General features: G+C 69.9%; 15 protein-coding genes. 5 read left to right on the forward strand and 10 right to left on the reverse strand.

Annotation, left to right across the window (positions count from 1 at the left end):
• Positions 1 to 4 precede the first annotated feature (4 nt).
• Both AWB89_RS11325 and AWB89_RS11330 read left to right on the forward strand, forming a co-directional pair.
• On the forward strand, positions 5 to 1141 hold the full coding sequence (locus tag AWB89_RS11325; RefSeq protein WP_085173630.1) for an adenylate cyclase regulatory domain-containing protein: 1137 nt from the start codon (positions 5 to 7) through the stop codon (positions 1139 to 1141).
• A 240-nt stretch (positions 1142 to 1381) separates the two neighbouring features.
• Complete coding sequence (locus AWB89_RS11330) at positions 1382 to 1951, forward strand: hypothetical protein (RefSeq protein ID WP_085104271.1); 570 nt, start codon at positions 1382 to 1384, stop codon at positions 1949 to 1951.
• Between the two features lie 23 nt (positions 1952 to 1974).
• On the opposite strand, the gene AWB89_RS11335 is transcribed toward AWB89_RS11330, so the two are convergent.
• The 8 genes from AWB89_RS11335 to AWB89_RS11370 all read right to left on the reverse strand — a co-directional run bounded on the left by AWB89_RS11335 (position 1975) and on the right by AWB89_RS11370 (position 12614).
• Positions 1975 to 3867: a serine/threonine-protein kinase PknH/PknJ gene (locus tag AWB89_RS11335; RefSeq protein WP_085173632.1), complete on the reverse strand. Its 1893-nt coding sequence runs from the start codon at positions 3865 to 3867 to the stop codon at positions 1975 to 1977.
• 148 nt (positions 3868 to 4015) lie between these two features.
• Positions 4016 to 4558, reverse strand: coding sequence for a class I SAM-dependent methyltransferase (locus AWB89_RS11340; protein WP_241520471.1), 543 nt, complete (start codon positions 4556 to 4558; stop codon positions 4016 to 4018).
• Positions 4559 to 4653: 95 nt separating this feature from the next.
• On the reverse strand, positions 4654 to 6333 hold the full coding sequence (locus tag AWB89_RS11345; protein ID WP_085173635.1) for a serine/threonine-protein kinase: 1680 nt from the start codon (positions 6331 to 6333) through the stop codon (positions 4654 to 4656).
• A gap of 96 nt (positions 6334 to 6429) precedes the next feature.
• Complete coding sequence (locus tag AWB89_RS11350; protein WP_085173637.1) at positions 6430 to 7581, reverse strand: BTAD domain-containing putative transcriptional regulator; 1152 nt, start codon at positions 7579 to 7581, stop codon at positions 6430 to 6432.
• A 169-nt stretch (positions 7582 to 7750) separates the two neighbouring features.
• Positions 7751 to 8449: a cysteine peptidase family C39 domain-containing protein gene (locus AWB89_RS11355; RefSeq protein WP_085173639.1), complete on the reverse strand. Its 699-nt coding sequence runs from the start codon at positions 8447 to 8449 to the stop codon at positions 7751 to 7753.
• A 168-nt stretch (positions 8450 to 8617) separates the two neighbouring features.
• Positions 8618 to 8905 carry a DUF732 domain-containing protein gene (locus AWB89_RS11360; protein ID WP_085104284.1) on the reverse strand — a complete coding sequence of 96 codons (288 nt, stop codon included), beginning with the start codon at positions 8903 to 8905 and terminating at the stop codon, positions 8618 to 8620.
• A 92-nt stretch (positions 8906 to 8997) separates the two neighbouring features.
• Positions 8998 to 10875, reverse strand: a complete 1878-nt coding sequence (locus AWB89_RS11365; protein ID WP_085173641.1) for an ABC transporter ATP-binding protein — start codon at positions 10873 to 10875, stop codon at positions 8998 to 9000.
• Positions 10872 to 12614, reverse strand: a complete 1743-nt coding sequence (locus AWB89_RS11370) for an ABC transporter ATP-binding protein (protein ID WP_085173669.1) — start codon at positions 12612 to 12614, stop codon at positions 10872 to 10874. The genes AWB89_RS11365 and AWB89_RS11370 overlap by 4 nt, the downstream gene beginning before the upstream one ends.
• A 110-nt stretch (positions 12615 to 12724) precedes the next feature.
• Between AWB89_RS11370 and AWB89_RS11375 the strand changes: the two genes are divergently transcribed.
• Both AWB89_RS11375 and AWB89_RS11380 read left to right on the forward strand, forming a co-directional pair.
• Complete coding sequence (locus AWB89_RS11375) at positions 12725 to 13285, forward strand: DUF3558 domain-containing protein (protein ID WP_139830893.1); 561 nt, start codon at positions 12725 to 12727, stop codon at positions 13283 to 13285.
• On the forward strand, positions 13282 to 13824 hold the full coding sequence (locus AWB89_RS11380; RefSeq protein ID WP_085173643.1) for a DUF3558 domain-containing protein: 543 nt from the start codon (positions 13282 to 13284) through the stop codon (positions 13822 to 13824). The genes AWB89_RS11375 and AWB89_RS11380 overlap by 4 nt, the downstream gene beginning before the upstream one ends.
• Positions 13825 to 13827: 3 nt before the next feature.
• On the opposite strand, the gene AWB89_RS11385 is transcribed toward AWB89_RS11380, so the two are convergent.
• The gene (locus tag AWB89_RS11385) at positions 13828 to 14304 is read right to left on the reverse strand and encodes a SixA phosphatase family protein (RefSeq protein ID WP_085173671.1); all 477 of its coding nucleotides are present in this window, start codon (positions 14302 to 14304) and stop codon (positions 13828 to 13830) included.
• A 199-nt stretch (positions 14305 to 14503) separates the two neighbouring features.
• Here AWB89_RS11385 and AWB89_RS11390 point away from each other — a divergent pair, with 199 nt between their 5' ends.
• Positions 14504 to 15844: a PE family protein gene (locus AWB89_RS11390; RefSeq protein ID WP_085173645.1), complete on the forward strand. Its 1341-nt coding sequence runs from the start codon at positions 14504 to 14506 to the stop codon at positions 15842 to 15844.
• 69 nt (positions 15845 to 15913) lie between these two features.
• On the opposite strand, the gene AWB89_RS11395 is transcribed toward AWB89_RS11390, so the two are convergent.
• Positions 15914 to 17338, reverse strand: a complete 1425-nt coding sequence (locus tag AWB89_RS11395) for a PE domain-containing protein (RefSeq protein ID WP_085173673.1) — start codon at positions 17336 to 17338, stop codon at positions 15914 to 15916.
• Positions 17339 to 17382: the final 44 nt, after the last annotated feature.

Genomic DNA, 17382 nt, shown 5'->3' on the forward strand with positions numbered 1-17382 from the left:
CGCGTTGTACCTTGACGACGTGGCCGCCGACGACGACATCGACGATCTGCTCTCGGGGCTCGAGGGCGCCGCGCGCGCCGAGCGGGCGGAACTGGTCCGGTGGCTGCTGGACCAGGGCGTCACCGCCGACGAGATCCGTGCCACCAACCCGCCGCTGCTGTTGGCCACCCGCCACCTGATGGGCGACGACGGCACGTACGTGTCCACCCGGGAGATCAGCGAGACCTACGGCGTCGACCTGGCGCTGCTGCAGCGGGTGCAGCGCGCGATCGGCCTGGTCCGGGTGGACGACCCCGACGCGGTCGTGCACATGCGGGCCGACGGTGAGGCCGCCGCGTTCATCCAGCGGTTCGTGCAATTGGGCTTGGATCCCGAGCAATTGGTGCTCGTGGTCCAGGTGCTCGCCGACGGCCTGTCGCGCGCCGCGGAGGTCATGCGCTACACCGCGCTGTCGACGATCATGCGGGCGGGGGCCACCGAGCTGGAGATCGCCCAGGCGTCCAAGGAGCTGGTCAGCCGGATCGCGCCCGAGCTCGGCCCGATGATCCAGCACATGCTGTTCATGCAACTGCGGCACATGATGGAGACCGAGGCGGTCAACGCCGCGGAGCGGGCCGCCGGCAAGCCGCTTCCGGGTGCGCGCCACATCACCGTCGCGTTCGCCGACCTCGTCGGCTTCACCCGGATCGGCGAGGCGGTATCGGCCGAGGAGCTGGGGCACCTGGCCAACCGGCTGGCCCACCTCGCCCGGGACATGACCGTCCCGCCGGTGCGGTTCATCAAGACGATCGGCGACGCGGTGATGTTCGTCTGTCCCGAACCGCAACCCATGTTGGACGTCGTCCTGAAGCTGGTGGAGGCCGTCGACACCGACAACGACTTCCCGCGGTTGCGGGCGGGGGTGGCGGCCGGCATGGCGGTGAGCAGGGCCGGCGACTGGTTCGGCAGCCCGGTCAACGTGGCCAGCCGGGTGACCGCCGTGGCGCGCCCGGGCACCGTGCTGGCCGCCGACTCCGTCCTGGACGCCCTCGACGGAACGGCGGACTTTGAGGGATCGTTCGCCGGCGCGCGCCGGCTCAAGGGCATCAAGAGCGAAGTGAAGCTTTTTCGGATCCGCCGCGGGCAGGGCCCTTCCGCATAGGCAGGCCCGGGCGACTCTAGGGGGCGTTTGACGCTTAGGTCGCACGCGGCTGGTTTCCTACCCCGTTTCCCAGCGCTTCGAATCGGTCGCTTCCGGGCCTGCTTCGCTACCAAAAATACAACTCTGAACAGCACCGGACAAGGGTGCGGACCGCGCGTCCCCGGCGCACCGGGCGCCCTCAACTGTTCGCCCCCGGTGAACGGCATTCCCATACGGTTGTAACGATGTAATCATGTAATCATGAAATCGCATCACACACACGGACGGCGCTACGGCCGTCCCGGGGGCTGGCAGCAGGCCCACCAGCCCGACGCCAGCGGCGCGGCGGAATGGTTCGCCGGACGCCTCCCCGAAGCCTGGTTCGACGGCGACCCCACGGTCATCGTCGACCGCGAAGAGATCACCGTCATCGGCAAGCTCGCCGAACCCGAGAACTCCGGGGAAGAGAGCGAGGCCCGCGCCGAGGGCCGGGTGTCCCGATTCCGCGAGGAGACCCGCTCGGAGCGGATGCGCATCGCCGACGAAGCGCAGGATCGCTACGGCCGCAAGGTTTCCTGGGGCGTGGAAGTAAACGGCGAGCGAATCCTGTTCACCCACATCGCCGTACCGGTGATGACGCGCCTCAAGCAGCCCGAGCGCCAGGTGCTCGACACGTTGGTCGACGCCGGGGTCGCCCGGTCCCGCGCCGACGCGCTCGCCTGGACGGTCAAGCTGGTCGGCGAGCACACCGAGGAGTGGCTGGCCAAGCTGCGCGACGCCATGTCGGCCGTCGACGACCTGCGCGCCGAGGGGCCCGACCTCCAGTCATAGCCCAATGACGAAGCGCGCCTTGGCTATTCGTTGTCGACCTTGGCGAGGATCTTGTCGATGACCTGCCCGCCCTGATCGCTGATGTGGTAGCCGCACGCGTTGACGTCGGCGACCACGTTGTTCGCAACGCCCATGGCGCGCTGGCACTCCCAGCCGTCGGCGCCTTCCTGGGTTTCCAGCATGGTGATCTTCGGCGGGCCGCCGGTGACCTGAGCGAACGTCCACCTGAACACCTTGTTGTTCTTGTTCGTCACGGTCACCGTCTTGCCCGCGCAGTTCTTCCACTTGTCCGCCGAACTCTGCACGAACGCCTTGGCCTTGTCGGCGGACGGAAATGCCACGGCCGCCTGGTTGACCCAGTGGTCGTAGTCGTCGCCCGGTTCGGAGGACACCAGCCCGCTCATCCCGGTGTAACCGGTGCCGGCGTACACCGGGTCCTGGCTGGTGTACAGCGACCCCAGGCAGTTCGGCGACGAGAGCGTCACCGTCGAGGTGTCCATCGACGTGATCGGCTTGCCGGGCGTCATCGAGGACGAGCCCATGATGGTGTTGACGCCCGACGGATCCAGCAGCAGGGCGCTGAGCCGGCCGGGCGGTACGGGATCCGGGGGCGGCGGGGCCGGCGCCGGCCGGGTCACCAGCCAGATCCCCACGCCGCCGCCGGCCAGGACCAGCACGGCGACGACGGCGGCGACGATCGGCCACGGGCTGCGTTTGGGCTTGGGCGCCGGCTGATTCCAGGAAGCCGGGCCGGTGAACTGCTGGGGCGGCGGCCCGCCCCAATTGCTGCTGCCGCCCTGGTAGGCCTGCGGTCCGGACGGCACGGGGCCGCTGTCGGGGGCCCATGGCCGCGGGGTCTGGGCGGCCTGCGGCATCGGCCCCGAGCTGGGCGCCGTGGGGTAGGGCGGTGGTGAACCCTGCGCCGGCGCGGGCGGTGGGGTGGTGGCCGGAGGTTGCGGCGGGCCCACGGCACTGGCGGCCAGGGTGGGACCGCCGCTGTCCGCGGTGTGCGCCTCGGCGGTGGCGGGCAGGGTGGCTTCCTGGCTGCGCCGCACGATGTTGTTGGCGTGGTCCTGATCCGGGTCGCTGAGGGCCTCGTGGGCGGCCAGCGCCAGATCGCCGGCGCTGGCATAGCGGTCTTCGGGCTTCTTGGCCATGCCGCGCGCGATCACCGCGTCGAAGGCCTTGGGAACGCCCGGGCGCACGGCGCTGGGCTTCGGGATCGGGTCCATCAGGTGGGCGGTGACCAGGGTGCTGGCGCTGTCGGCGCGGTAGGGCGGCGACCCGGTCAACGCCTCGTGCAGCACGCAGGCGAGCGCGTAGATGTCGGCGCGGTAGGTGACCTCGTCGTTCGAAAAGCGTTCGGGCGCCATGTATTTCCAGGTGCCGACCGCGGTGCCGAGCTGGGTGAGCTTCTCGTCGGTGGTGGCGCTGGCGATGCCGAAGTCGACCAGGTAGGCGAAGTCGTCGCGGGTGACCAGGATGTTGGGCGGCTTGACGTCGCGGTGCATCACCCCGGCGGCGTGGGCGGCGTCCAGGGCCGAGGCGATCTGGGTGACGATGGCCACCGCGCGCGGCGGGGTCAGCGGGCCGAACCGCTTGAGCACCGAGTCCAGGTCCGTGCCCTCGATGAGGCGCATCTCCATGTACATCTGGCCGTCGATCTCGCCGTAGTCGTGGATCGGCACCACGTGCGGTTCCTGCAAACGGCCGGCGATGCGGGCCTCGCGCTTCATCCGCTCGCGAAACACGGGGTCCTTGCTGAACGTGTCCGACATCAGCTTGAGGGCGACCGTCCATTCCTTGACGGTGTGCTCGGCCTCGTAGACCTCGCCCATCCCACCGCGGCCCAGCAGTCGTTTTAGGTGATAGGGCCCGAACGTCGAACCCACCCGTGAGGCCTGCGCGTCGCTCATTCCTGACCCTCCAAACCAACCCCGGACCCGCCGACCCTATCAATATCGTCCGACCTCAACGGCCAACCGCGAGCCCCGACTCAGCAATCAAGACGGTAAGCCCGCGGCGGCCCCGCCGCAGGACAATCCGGCATTCAACGCGACATTGTTAAACGGGGCGCCGCCACAGCAGGAGATAACGCCAGAACAGCAGCCGACGGACGCGGGCGCCGGGCAGGATCGCGGCGGCGATTTCGCGGGCCTGCCGGGTGGTCAGCGGCGGATCGAAGACTTTCGGCATGGCCTCGTTGACCGGGTCCGGTCCGTACCAGCCGCCGCGGCCGGCCGCCCGCAGCGCGGCGAACGCGGCGCCGAGCGCCCGATTGGCAGCCGCCGCAACCATTTCGGTGGGCGCCTCGCGAGGCAGGTCGACGCGCGGCAACGCCACCGCGGCCAGCACACCGCCCGGGCGCAGCGCCGGCGCCAGCCGCCGCAGGGCGTCGGCGAGCGGCAGCTGGTGCAGCGCGGTGACCGACACGATCGCGTCGTAATGCGCTGCGGGTAAGGGCGTCTCCAGCACGTCGGCGAGGGTGCAGGTGACGTTGGCCGGTGCGCGCCGGCGGGCCGCCTCGATCGTCGCCGCCGACTTGTCGATCGCGTCGACGTGATCGGCGCGGGCGGCCAGTCGCGCGGCGAATGCCCCCGCCCGCAACCGACGTCGAGCACCCGCTCGCATCGCGGCGGCAACTGCCGCAACAGCACTCGCTGGTAGTACGCGTTGTGGTCCCAGGGCGGCGTCATAAAAGGCTACGAGTGCGACGCCCACCACTTGTACAGCTGATCGAGGTTCGGGCCCTGCGCATTTCCCCCGACGACCGCGAACACCAGGTTCTGCTGGTTCGTCCACATCACCTTCGGCTCGTCGCCCGTATAGGTCCCGCAGGCGATTTGACCGAGGACGGTGTTCGGGTCTTTGTTGTGCCACCAGGTGCCGGGTGAGGCCTTGTCTCCCGGGCACTTAACGAGCGAATCGGTTCCCGTGTAGCGGTTGAACGCCGCCTGCACCCCCTGCAGGTCCGAGAACAGCGCATAGGCCGAGATCGTGGGGCCGTTGGGGTCGGTGTTGGGCCCGCACGAGACGGAGACGATCGCCCCCGGCATCGGTTGGGGGTCCGGCGCGCAGGTGCCGGGTGGGTAGCCGGCCGGCAGCAGGCTCAGCAGACGGTTGGTGGCGCCGGGCGGCGGCGTGGCGGGCGGCGGGGTGGTGCGAGGCGTGGTCCTGGTGGTGCTGCGGGTGGACGCCGTCGTGGTAGTGCTGGCCGCGGTGGGGGTTTCGCTGTCGTCGTTGCCGACCGCGATCGAGATGCCGACGGCGGCGGCCACGAGGACCACCACGACGGCCGCCGCCGCGGCGACGATGACCCACGGGCTGCGTTTGCGCGGCGGCACCGGCGGGTGCCCGGGGCCCCACGGCGCCGGGCCGGCGAATTGCGGTGGCGGGCCGCCGAACGGGGGTTGGTAGCGCGGAGGATTCGGTGGGGGCGGGCCGGCGCCGGGCATGGGCCGCGGCACGGGCCCGACGGCACCCCGCGGCACGGAAGGGGCGGATTGCTCACTCTGGCGCAGGATGTTGACGGCCTGGGTCTGGTCCGGATCGGTGAGCGCGTCGTGGGCGGCGCGCGCCAGGTCACCCGCGCTGGCGTAGCGGTCCTCCGGCTTTTTGGCCATGCCGCGCGCGATCACGGTGTCGAACGCCCGGGGGATGCCGGACCGTTTGGCGCTGGGCTGGGGGATGGGCTCCAACAGGTGGGCGGTGACCAGGGTGCCCGCGCTGTCCGACGCGTACGGCGGGGACCCCGTCAAGCATTCGTAGAGCACGCACGCCAAGGAGTAGATGTCGGCGCGGTAGGTCACCTCGTCGTTCGAAAAGCGTTCGGGCGCCATGTATTTCCAGGTGCCCACGGCGGTGCCGAGCTGGGTGAGCTTCTCGTCGGTGGTGGCGCTGGCGATGCCGAAGTCGACCAGGTAGGCGAAGTCGTCGCGGGTGACCAGGATGTTGGGCGGCTTGACGTCGCGGTGCATCACCCCGGCGGCGTGGGCGGCGTCCAGGGCCGAGGCGATCTGGGTGATGATGGCCACCGCCCGTGGCGGGCTCAGCGGGCCGTACCGCTTGAGCAGCGAATCCAGGTCGGTGCCCTCGATGAGGCGCATCTCCAGGTACATCTGGCCGTCGATTTCGCCGTAGTCGTGGATCGGCACCACGTGCGGTTCCTGCAAGCGGCCGGTGATGCGGGCCTCGCGCCTCATCCGCTCGCGAAACACGGGATCCTTGCTCACGGATTCCGACATCAGCTTGAGGGCGACCGTCCAGCCCTTGACGGTGTGCTCGGCCTCGTAGACCTCGCCCATCCCGCCGTGGCCCAGGGCCCGTTTGAGCTCGTAGGGTCCGAACCTCGACCCCGAACGCGAGCCCGGCGCCCCGCTCATCGATCCTCCCAATCAACCCAGACCCGCCGACCATATCAACCCCGGCGCCGCGGAAGGATTCTCAATAAGTTCTCGGCGAAGTCCGCTCTCGACGCCCTAGTCGGCGCCGGCCTTGTTTCCCGCCGCGATCTCGAAGGTGAACTCGTGCTCGCCGATGCGGATGTGGTCGCCGTCGTGCAGCGGGGTCGCCCTGCGGATCCGCTCCTCCTGCACGTACACGCCGTTCGACGAGCGCAGGTCGTTGATGACGAAGCTGCTGCCCGTGTCGACGATCACGGCGTGGTGGCGGCTGACCTTGGGGGTGGCCAGGACGATGTCGTTGTCGCTGAGCCGCCCGATGCGGGTCGCGGCCTCGTCCAGCGCGTGGCGTTCGCCGGAGTCCTCGCGCAGGTACGCGACGGCGTCCCGGTCGGACACCATCGTGTACTGGTCCATGACCGTGAGCGTGACCGCCGCGGTGGTGACGGCGTTCTTCTTGACGTCCAACGGTTCCTGGCGCAGGATCCGGTCGTTCAGCTCGCGCAGGTTGTGGCCCGGGTCGATGCCGAGGTCCTCGGCGAGCGTTTCCTTGACGCGGCGGTAGGCGGCCAAGGCGTCGGATTGGCGGTCGGTGAGGTAGTAGGCGGTGATCAGCTGCGCCCACAGCGGCTCGCGGTAGGGATGCTCCGCGGTCAGGGCCTCGAGCTCGGTGATCACGGCAGAGGCGCGTCCGCAAGCGATTTCGGCCTCGGCCTTCGCCGTGTGGACGAGGATCTTCTCCTCGACCAGGGAGGTGGCGAAGGTGTCGACGAACTGAAAGTCGCGCAGGTCCTCGAGCACCTGCCCGCGCCACTCCGCCAGGGCCGCCGAAAGGTGCTTGCTGGCTTGTTCGAACCGGCCGCCGGCGGCGGCCTGCACGCCCGCGGTCTTCTCGGCGATGAATCGCCCGATGTCGCAAGCGTCGTCGGGGATGCTGAGGCGGTAGCCCGGGGGCGCCGCCGCCAACACCACTCGCGAGTCCACCCCGAAGCCGCCGAGGAGCTTGCGCAGGTTGGACACGTAGGAGTGGATGCTGGCCCGGGCACCCGACGGCGGCGATTCGTCCCAGAGCGCCGTGGTGAGCCGGTCGACGCCCACCGGGCTGTTGCGGTTCATCAGCAGCAGGGCCAGCACGGCCCGCTGCTTGGGGGTGCCCGCGGGCACCAGGGCGCCGTCGACGCTCATTTCCAGCGGTCCCAGTAGACCGAACTCGAGACGTTTGTCCACCATCGCGCGTAACACCCTCCGCGTGTCATTGAGGTGCCTTGTAGTGATTGTGATACCAACTCGGCCAATTCGGTGAGAACCCGGGGATCGCTCGCGTTGCGCAAATGCGCTCCCCGGCAACGTGATCTTGGACCTCCTGCGCGAATCAGGTTACGGCGCAGCGGAACACGCGTCAGAGCGTGACGACCATCAGCTCGTTGCTCGTCTCCCAGGACTGGACGAACAGCTGCAGGGGAATCTGCTCGTCGCGGCCGTCGGAGGTGCCGCTGTCGTTGAGGTGAACGACGCCGTGGGTGGCATCGACGCCGGTCACCACCACCGCGTGGTCGGACTCCGGGTTGCCGTACTTGTCCTTCGCCTCGACGGGCTGGTGCCAGATGAGTTCACCGTTGACGCCCACGATCACCTTGTGACCGCTGCCCAGGGCCTGCTTCAGCCCCGCGAGGCCCGGGCGGATGCCGCTGCGGGCGGTGTCGTCGCGGTCGATGACGATGGCGGTGACGTGGTATTGGGCGAGCAGCGCCGGGACGTCGGCGAAGCTGGCGCCGTCGCCGGAATTGGGGTTGTCGGGATCGGCCGGCTTGGTGTAGATCGGGCCAGCGTGCGCGACGCTGGGGGTCGAGTGGGCCTTGGCGATGATGGCCTGCTCCGAGGGCGCCTCGCCGGTCAGCTGGCCGATGACGTCGGCGCTCGACATCAGGACGCAGTCGTCGTAGCGCTGCTCGTGCCAGTACTCGGCGGCGGCCACCGGGTCGCCGTACATCAGTTCCGACGCCGCGTTCGCCGGGGCGGCCACGCCGAGCGCCACCGCGCCGGCGAACACCGCGAAGGTGACGGTCCTAGCGACGGCGGCGATGGTGGTGGCCTTCATGGTGTGTCCTTTCCGTTCTCGCTCTCGCGTGGTGCGGGGCGTTGAGAAAAGGTTCCGATGCCGGCCTTGTCGGTATCTCCACGAATTCTTGGAACGCCCGGCGCACCCCTTCTCCAGCGGCGGACGGGGGATTCCGTCATCGGAATCCCCCGTCGCGGTGGGTGATTGCTAGGCCGCCTGGCCGGCGAATTGCGGGCAGTAGAACTTCGTCGCGGCGGCCACGAAGTGACCGGCCTGCCGGGGTGACATCCTGGCCTGCGTCGTCAGCATGAGCGCGACGGCCGCCTTGCTCTTGCCCGCGGCCAGCTCGCTGCACACCTGGTGGCCCGCCTGGATCGCGTCCTGGTTCGCGCTGAACGTGGTCGCCCCGGCGGCGCCGGCGGTCGCGACGGCGAGCCCGACGGCGGCGGTGCCCAGGGCGGTGGCTACGGCTGCGGTGATGCGGGTGCTGAACATCGTTGGGGTCCTTTCGGGTTCGGCCTTGGCTGCGCTCAGCCTCGGGCCGGCCCCTTGGGGGATCCTGAACGAATTCTTGGTGTCCCGGGCGACTAGGCCCGGGTCATCGCGTAATAGGCGCCGCGCCGGGCCAGCAGCTGGATGTGGCTGCCCTGTTCCACGATGCGGCCGTCTTCCACGACCAGGATGCGATCGGCATCCCGGATCGTCGAAAGGCGATGCGCGATGATGAAACTCGTGCGGTCACGGCGGAGTTCGCGGGTGGCGCGCGCGACGAGGGCCTCGGTGCGGGTGTCGACGGAGCTGGTGGCCTCGTCCAGGATCAGCAGCTGCGGGCGCGCGAGGAAGGCGCGGGCGATGGTGATGAGTTGCTTCTCGCCGGCGCTGATGTTGGCGCCGTCCCCGCTGACGCGGGTCTGGTAGCCGGCCGGCAGCGTGTGCACGAACCGGTCGACATAGGCCGCCCTGGCCGCGGCCACCACCTCCTCCTCGGTGGCCTCCGGCCGCCCGTAGGCGATGTTCTCGGCGATCGTCCCGTCGAACAGCCAGGTGTCCTGCAGCACCATGCCGATCCGCGACCGCAGCGACTGCCGGCTCACGGTGGTGATGTCGACCCCGTCGATCAGGATCCGGCCGGAATCGACGTCGTAGAACCGCATCAGCAGGTTCACCATGGTCGTCTTGCCCGCCCCGGTCGGTCCGACGATCGCCACGGTGCTGCCGGGCTCGGCCACCAGCGACAGGTCGTGGATCACCGGTGTGCCCGGCCGGTAGGCGAAGTTCACCTGCTGGAACTCGACCCGGCCGCCGTTGGACCGCGGCAGGGCGCGCTCGGGGGCGGGCGGTTCCTCGGGCTCGTCGAGCAGGTCGAACACCCGCTCGGCGCTGGCCACCCCGGATTGCAGCGTGTTGTACATCCCGGCCACCTGGCCCACCGGCGCGTTGAACTGCCGGACGTACTGGATGAAGGCCTGGATGCTGCCCAGCGTGATCTGGCCGGTCGCCACCTGCAGGCCGCCGACGACGGCGACGGCGACGTAGCCGATGTTGCCGACGAACGTCGTCGCCGGCGCCACCAGCCCGGAGAAGAACTGGGCGCCGAAGCTGGCCTGGTACAGGTCGTCGTTGAGGCGGCGGAACTGCTCGCGCGCCGCGGCCTGGTGGCCGAACGTCTTGACCACCGTGAATCCGCTGTAGGTCTCCTCGATGTGGGCGTTGAGGCGCCCGGTGCTTCTCCACTGCGCCACGAACAGGCGCTGCGAGCGCCGCGCGATCGCGCGGGTCGCCAGCAGCGAGACCGGCACCGCCAGCAGGGTGATCAGGGCCAGCAGCGGCGAAATGGACACCATCATGGCCAGCACGGCCACCACCGTCAGCGTCGCCGTCACCAGCTGGCTGATCGTCATCGACAGCGACGACTGGACGTTGTCGATGTCGTTGGTCACCCGGCTCAGCAGCTCGCCCCGCTGGCGCCCGTCGAAGTAGGACAGCGGCAGCCGGTGAATCTTGTCCTCGACGTCGCGGCGCAGCGCGACCATGGTGCGCTGCACGGTGAGGTTGAGCAGCCGGGCCTGGGCCCAGATCAGCAGCGCGGCAACGGCATACAGGGCCAGCGCCAGCGCCAGGGTCCTGCCCACCGCGCCGAAGTCCACACCCCGGCCGGGCACCACGTCCATCCCGGACAGCAGGTCGGCGAAGGCGGTGTCGCCGCGGGCCCGCGCCGCCGCGACGGCCTGCGCCTTGCTGATTCCTGCGGGCAGCCGCCGCCCGATGACGCCGTTGAACAGCAGGTCGGTGGCGTGGCCGAGGATCCGCGGAACGACGACCCCGATCACCGTGCCCGTGATGCCCAAAGCGATGACCGCGACGCTCAGAGACCGTTGCGGCGCAAGCCGTTTCACCAGCCGGGCCGCCGAGCCCCAGAAGTCCCGGGATCGGCCCGTCGTCGGTGCCACGGGCGCCACCGTCATTGCAAGGCGCCCACCGACTGCGAGTCGGCGAATTCGGCGTAGGTGGGGCAGTCGGCCAGCAGCGATTCGTGGGTGCCCGCACCCACCAGCTTCCCGCCGTCGACGACGACGACCTGGTCGGCCTGGGCGGCGGTCGAAACACGCTGCGTGACAACGATGATCGTGGAGCCACCGGACGTCTGCGCCAGCGACGCGCGCACCCGCGCGTCGGTGTGCACGTCGAGCGCGGCGAACGAATCGTCGAACAGGTAGATGGCCGGCCGGCGGATCACCGCCCGCGCGATCGCCAGCCGCTGGCGCTGGCCGCCCGAAAAGTTGATGCCGCCCTGGGCCACCCGCATGTTCAGCGCGTCGTCGTGGGCGCGGACGAATCCGTCGGCGTCGGCCACCCGCAGGGCTTCCCACATCTCGTCTTCGGTCACTACCTGACCCGGGACCGCGCCGTAGCGCAAGTTATCCGCGACCGTGCCGGTGAACAGGTAGCCGCGCTGGGGGACCAGCCCGATCGCCGCCCACAGCCGCTCGGTGTCGTAGTCGCGGACGTCGACGTCGTCGACCAGGACGGCGCCAGAAGTCACGTCGTAGAGCCGGCACATCAGCGACACCAGCGTCGACTTGCCCGAACCGGTGCTGCCGACGACCGCGGTGGTGGTGCCGGGCCGCGCCGTCAGCGAAATGTCCTGCAGCACCGGCCGGTCCGCGCCCGGATAGCTGAAGCTCGCGCCGTCCAGCCGCACGACGCCGGTGATCCCGGTCGGCGGAAATCGGGGATCAGGTGGGTTCTGCACCGCGGCGGTGGTGGACAGCACCTCGGTGATCCGTTCGGCGCACACCGACGCGCGCGGCAGCACCACCAGCGTCATCGTCGCCATCAGCACCGCCATCAGGATCTGGGTGAAGTAGGCCAAAAAGGCGGTCAGCGAGCCGACCTGCATCTGGCCCCGATCGATGCGCAGCCCGCCGAACCAGATCAGCGCCACGCTGGACACGTTGATGGTCAGCGTGGTCACCGGCAGCATCAGCGCCTGCAGATTGCCCGTCGCCAGCGCCGTGCCCGAGAGCGCGGCGTTGGCGCGCGCGAACCGGTCGCGCTCGTAGTCCTCGCGCGCGAACGCCCGCACCACCCGGACCCCCGACAGCTGGTCGCGCAGCACCCGGTTGATGCCGTCGATCAGGCCCTGCATCCGGCGCAGCAGCGGCAGCATGCGCGACATGATCAGGTAGTTGGCCACGGCCATGACCGGCACGCTGACCAGCAGCAGCCAAGTCAATGCGGCGTCGACGTGGATGGCCATGACGATGCCGCCGGCGCACATGATCGGCGCGGTGATCAGCACGGTGCCGGAGATCTGGACCAGGTACTGGATCTGCCGGACGTCGTTGGTGCTGCGCGTCAGCAGGGTGGGCGCGCCGAACCGGGCGGTCTCGCGCTCGGAGAACGTCGTGACGTGGTCGAAAATCGCCCGGCGCAGGTCGCGCCCGAAGCCCATGCCGGTCCGTGAGCCGACGTAGACGGCGCCGACGGCGCACAGCACCTGCAAGCCGGTGACGGCGAGCATCACTATGCCGAGCCTGACGATGGTGGCCGCGTCGCCCTTGGCCACGCCCTCGTCGATGATCGCGGCGTTGACCGTCGGCAGGTACAGCGACGCCAGGGTGCTGGTCACCTGGAGCGCGGTCAGCACCGCAACCAGCCGGCGGTACGGCCGGATGTACTGGCGCAGCAGTGCCAGGAGCATGTCGTAACTGTCGCACACGGGCGGCGCCGCGGTCGTGACCACCGCGCTGAAATGCCTGCTCACACGCCGCGTCCGCGGTTGACCCCCCGCCTGCCGCTACAGTGCATCGTGTGACCAGCAGTAGGCGAGGCGCGAGGGCGCTGGCTCTGGCGGCGTCGGCTCTGACGATCCTGATCCTTGCGGGATGCTCTGGTTCCGGCGACAACAAGCCCGGGGCGACGGCATCGTCGACGCCCGGAAGCGGGGAGGGTCACCACGGGCCGATGTTCCCGCAATGCGGCGGCATCAGCGATCAGACGGTGTCGGACCTGACCAAGGTGACGGGGCTGGTGAACACCGCCCGCAACTCCGTGGGGTGTCAGTGGTTAGCGGGCGGCGGCATTCTGGGCCCGCACTTTTCCTTCTCCTGGTATCGCGGCAGCCCGATCGGCCGCGAGCGCAAGACCGAGGAGCTGTCGCGCGCCAGCGTCGACGACATCAACATCAACGGCCACGGCGGCTTCATCGCCGTGGGCAACGAGCCCAACCTGGGTGACTCGCTGTGCGAGGTGGGCATCCAGTTTCAGGACGACTTCATCGAATGGTCGGTCAGCTTCAGCCAGAAGCCGTTCCCGCCGCCCTGCGACATAGCCAAGGAACTGGCCCGTCAATCGATTGCGAACTCGAAATGATCAGAACCGCCCGCGCCGGCGCGGCCGTGCTGCTCGCTGCGCTGCTGGTCCTGACGGGCTGTTCGCGGTCCATCGGCGGCAACGCCGTCAAGGCGGGCGGCAACGTGCCGCGCAACAACAACTCCCAGCAGCAGTATCCGAACCTGCTCAAGGAGTGCGAGGTGTTGACCAGCGACATCCTGGCCAAGACCGTGGGCGCGGACCCGCTCGACATCCAGAGCACCTTCGTCGGCGCGATCTGCCGGTGGCAGGCCGCCAATCCGGCCGGCCTGATCGACATCACCCGGTTCTGGTTCGAGCAGGGCAGCCTGGGCAACGAGCGCAAGGTGGCCGACTTCCTGAAGTACAAGGTGGAGAACCGTTCGATCGCGGGCATCGAGTCGATCGTGATGCGCCCGGACGACCCGAACGGCGCCTGCGGCGTGGCCAGCAACGCGGCGGGCGTGGTCGGCTGGTGGGTCAACCCCCAGGCGCCCGGCATCGACGCCTGCGGGCAGGCCATCAAGCTGATGGAGCTGACGCTCGCGACGAACTCGTAGGGACTAGCGCGGGACTTCGAAACCCGTCAGCGCGGCCCGGCCCGGCTCCAGTTGCGCCCACGCCCACGGCACGCTGAGCACCGCGATCGCCGACGTCGGGAATTTCGTCGAAATGCGTTCCACCACAGCGTCATCCGTGCCGTCGTCGTCGGCCAGGATGAGCGCCAGCTCCGACGTCGTCGGCTCGTGACCGACGACCAGCAGCGTGCCGATGTCCTCGGCCGTCGCGTTGATCTCCTCGATCACCGTGCCCGGGGACGCGCCGTAGAGCCGCTCGCTGTAGCGCACCGGCGCGGCGACGCGGGTGTTTTCCAGGGTCTGCCGCGCCCGCGTCGCGGTCGAGCACAGCACCGCGTCGACGGGTGGCACGTTGGCGCGCAGCCAATCTCCGGCCAGGCCGGCCTCCCTGATGCCGCGCGACGCCAACGGCCGGTCGTGGTCGGCGACCCCCGCCGGATAGTCCGACTTCGCGTGCCGCATCAGCAGCAGAGTGCGCTTCACGGATTCACGCTAATCAATGCGCAACCCTGATCGCTACGCCGCGTCCTGCGTCGCGGCCCATATCAAGCGAAGGCGGGCTGCATCGCAAGCCAAGACTGCCTAGAATGCTTAGTGTTCTGACGGGTGGAGGGTCCGCCGGGCTAGTGATAACCACGAGCTAGCTAGGAGGTGGACCGACGTGTCGTATGTGATCGCCGCGCCGGACGTAATGGGTTCGGCCGCAACGGATTTGGCAGCCATCGGCTCCGCACTCAAGGCGGCCGGCGCGGTCGCGGCCTTCCCGACGACGGGGATCGTGGCCGCGGCTGAGGATGAGGTGTCGGCGGCCATCGCAGCGGTGTTCTCCGCCCACGGTGAGAGCTTTCAGGCGCTGGGTGCGCAGGCGGCGGCGTTTCAGGGGCAGTTTGTGCAGGCGTTGACCGCAGGGGCCGGCTCCTACGTCGGCGCGGAGGCCGCCAATGTCGGCGCCGTTGCAGCCAATCCGGCCGCGGCGGTGGTGCAGGATCTGCTCGGTCTGATCAATGCGCCTTTCCTGTCGCTGACGGGACGCCCGCTGATCGGAAATGGCGCCAACGCGGCGCCGCTGAGTGGGGCAAACGGCGCGCCGGGCGGGTGGCTGATCGGCGACGGCGGCGCCGGCGCGGCCGGCGGCGGGACCCACCTGGCCGGTGGTAACGGTGGGGCCGGCGGGTTGCTGTTCGGCAACGGCGGCCCCGGCGGCCCCGGCGGCCACGCCGGGGCGGATCTCGGTGGTGTCGGCGGAAGTGGCGGGCCCGCGGGGTTGTTCGGCATCGGGGGAGCCGGTGGTACCGGGACGGGAGGCAACAACGGCGGTAACGGCGGGACCGGCGGATTGCTCTTCGGCATCGGCGGTGCCGGTGGCACCGGCTCGGAGACAGAGTCGGCCATGACTGGGGCCGGCGGCGCCGGCGGGGCTGCCGGGCTGTTCGGCGTCGGCGGCGCCGGGGGCGCCGGCGGGTTCGGCCAGGTCGGTGGCGGTGGCGGCACCGGTCTCGTCGGCGGCACCGGCGGTGCCGGCGGCGCCGGCGGATTGCTGGTCGGCCACGGCGGCACCGGTGGGGCCGGAGGATTCGGTAGCGGCGGCCACACCGGCAACGGCGGCGCCGGCGGGGCTGCCGGACTGCTCGGCAACGGCGGCACCGGGGGCGTCGGCGGAGCGAGCACGACCACCAACGGCGGCGACGGCGGGGCCGGGGGTCACGGCGGTTTCCTGCATGGCGCGGGTGGTGCCGGCGGCGCCGGCGGGTTCGGCCTCGTCGGCGGGGCCGGCGGCAATGCCGGCATCCTTTTCGGCTTCGGCGGCTCCGGTGGCGCCGGTGGCGACACCGGCGGCGGGGCCGGCGGGATCGGCGGCAACGGGGGCGCCTCCGGACTGGTGGGCAACGGTGGGAACGGCGGGAACGGCGGGAACAGCGCCGCCCTTCTCATCGCCGCCGGCGGGGCCGGCGGGAAAGCGCTGCTCTTGGGGGCGAACGGCCTGCCCGGATTGGAAGGTTGACACCGAGTAGAGGTGGCCGGCACCGTCAGACGTGAACGGACACAGGGGATTTGAAGGTTGCAGTGGTCCCTACACGGGCAGCACGGTCCCGGTGGCCGGGCCCAGACCGATAAGTTGACCGCCGGGGGGCACGTAGCCGCCGGTGGTCCCGTAGAGGCCGTAGAGCGGGTTCAGCGGGCCATGCCCCGAATAGATGTCGTTGATCCAGCCCGTGGACAGGGTGTAGACGGCCTGGGTGTCGCCGGCCGGCGAGAAGGACGTGGCCAGCTGCGAAACGAAGTCGATCAGGGGCTTGTTGCCCAGCAGCGAGTCGACATGCGAACCGTTGAGCAGTTCGACGCCGGTGAACTGCCCCGGGTACAGACCGACCAGCTGATTCGTGGTGGCGCCGTAGGCGTTCCACGGCTGCGGCGGCGAGGCCACCACATAGTCGGGGATGTGCAACGTCTTCAGGTTGGCGATCGCCGCCGCGAAGGCCGACGAGTCATTTGCCACCCCGTCGAACATGATCACACCGAGAAGGTGGTTGTTGGCGGTGTTCGTCCCGAGGTCCGCGACGTAGTCGCCGGCGGCGAGCGTGGCAAGGCCGCCGCCGGCGGAATGCCCGGTGATCATGAAGTTTTGCGGCAGCGTGCCGTGATAGCCGGCCTGGTTTGCGCTGAGGTTCAGCGCGGCCTCGTTACCCAGGAACAACGAGCCCACTGCCTGGTGCATCTGGGTGCCGCCCAGCCAGGCGCCCATCGGCAACGGAATCGACGACACGGTCGGGACGACCACGATGCTGTCGGTGCCGTACGCGAGGGCGGTGGCCAGAGTGCCGTACCAGCCGCCCGTCCCCAGGAAGCCGTGCTGCAGGTAGATGACGCCGCGAGCGTTGACCGTGCCGTCCGCCTGCGTCGGGAAATACCAGCGCGCCGGGGCGTCATACCCGTTGGGACCCACCGCGAGGTTGAGGTAGGAGAAGCCCTCCCGGACCCCGGTGACCGGGCCGGGCGTTCCCGTCCCCTGATACACGCCGGCGCTCTGGCTCGCCAGGGTTCCGTTGAAGAACTCGGTGAGCAGCCTGCCGAGGAAACCCGGCCCCGAGCTCCCGGTGACGGCGGGCCCGACGGCGCCTTCACCGAACAGCGGACGCCCGGTCAGGTAGGTGAACGGTGAGAAGAACCCCACGTCGAAGAACTGCTGCTCCAGCCCCTTGATCAGCAGGGACACATTCGTGAGCTCGCCGGCGGCGTAGCTGGCTCCGGCCGCGCCCAACGTGCCCGCAAACTGCGAATGAAACAGCGTCGTCTGCGCGGTCAGCGCATGAAATTCCTCGGCGACGTCGCCGAAGAGGTTCGCGACGGCCGCCGACACCTCGTCGCCGGCCGCGGCGGCAATGCCCGTCGTCGAGGGAGCCGCCGCCGCGGAGGCTTCCTTGATGGCCTGCTCGATACCGGTCAAATCCGCCGACGCTGCGGCAACGGCGTCGGGCGCTGCAATCACCAGCGACATCCGCGGCTCCATCCTCGCTCGCCCCCGACATCCCCAGGACAGTT

Origin of the sequence: Mycobacterium paraense (assembly GCF_002101815.1) — a bacterium.
Taxonomy (GTDB): Bacteria; Actinomycetota; Actinomycetes; order Mycobacteriales; family Mycobacteriaceae; genus Mycobacterium; species Mycobacterium paraense.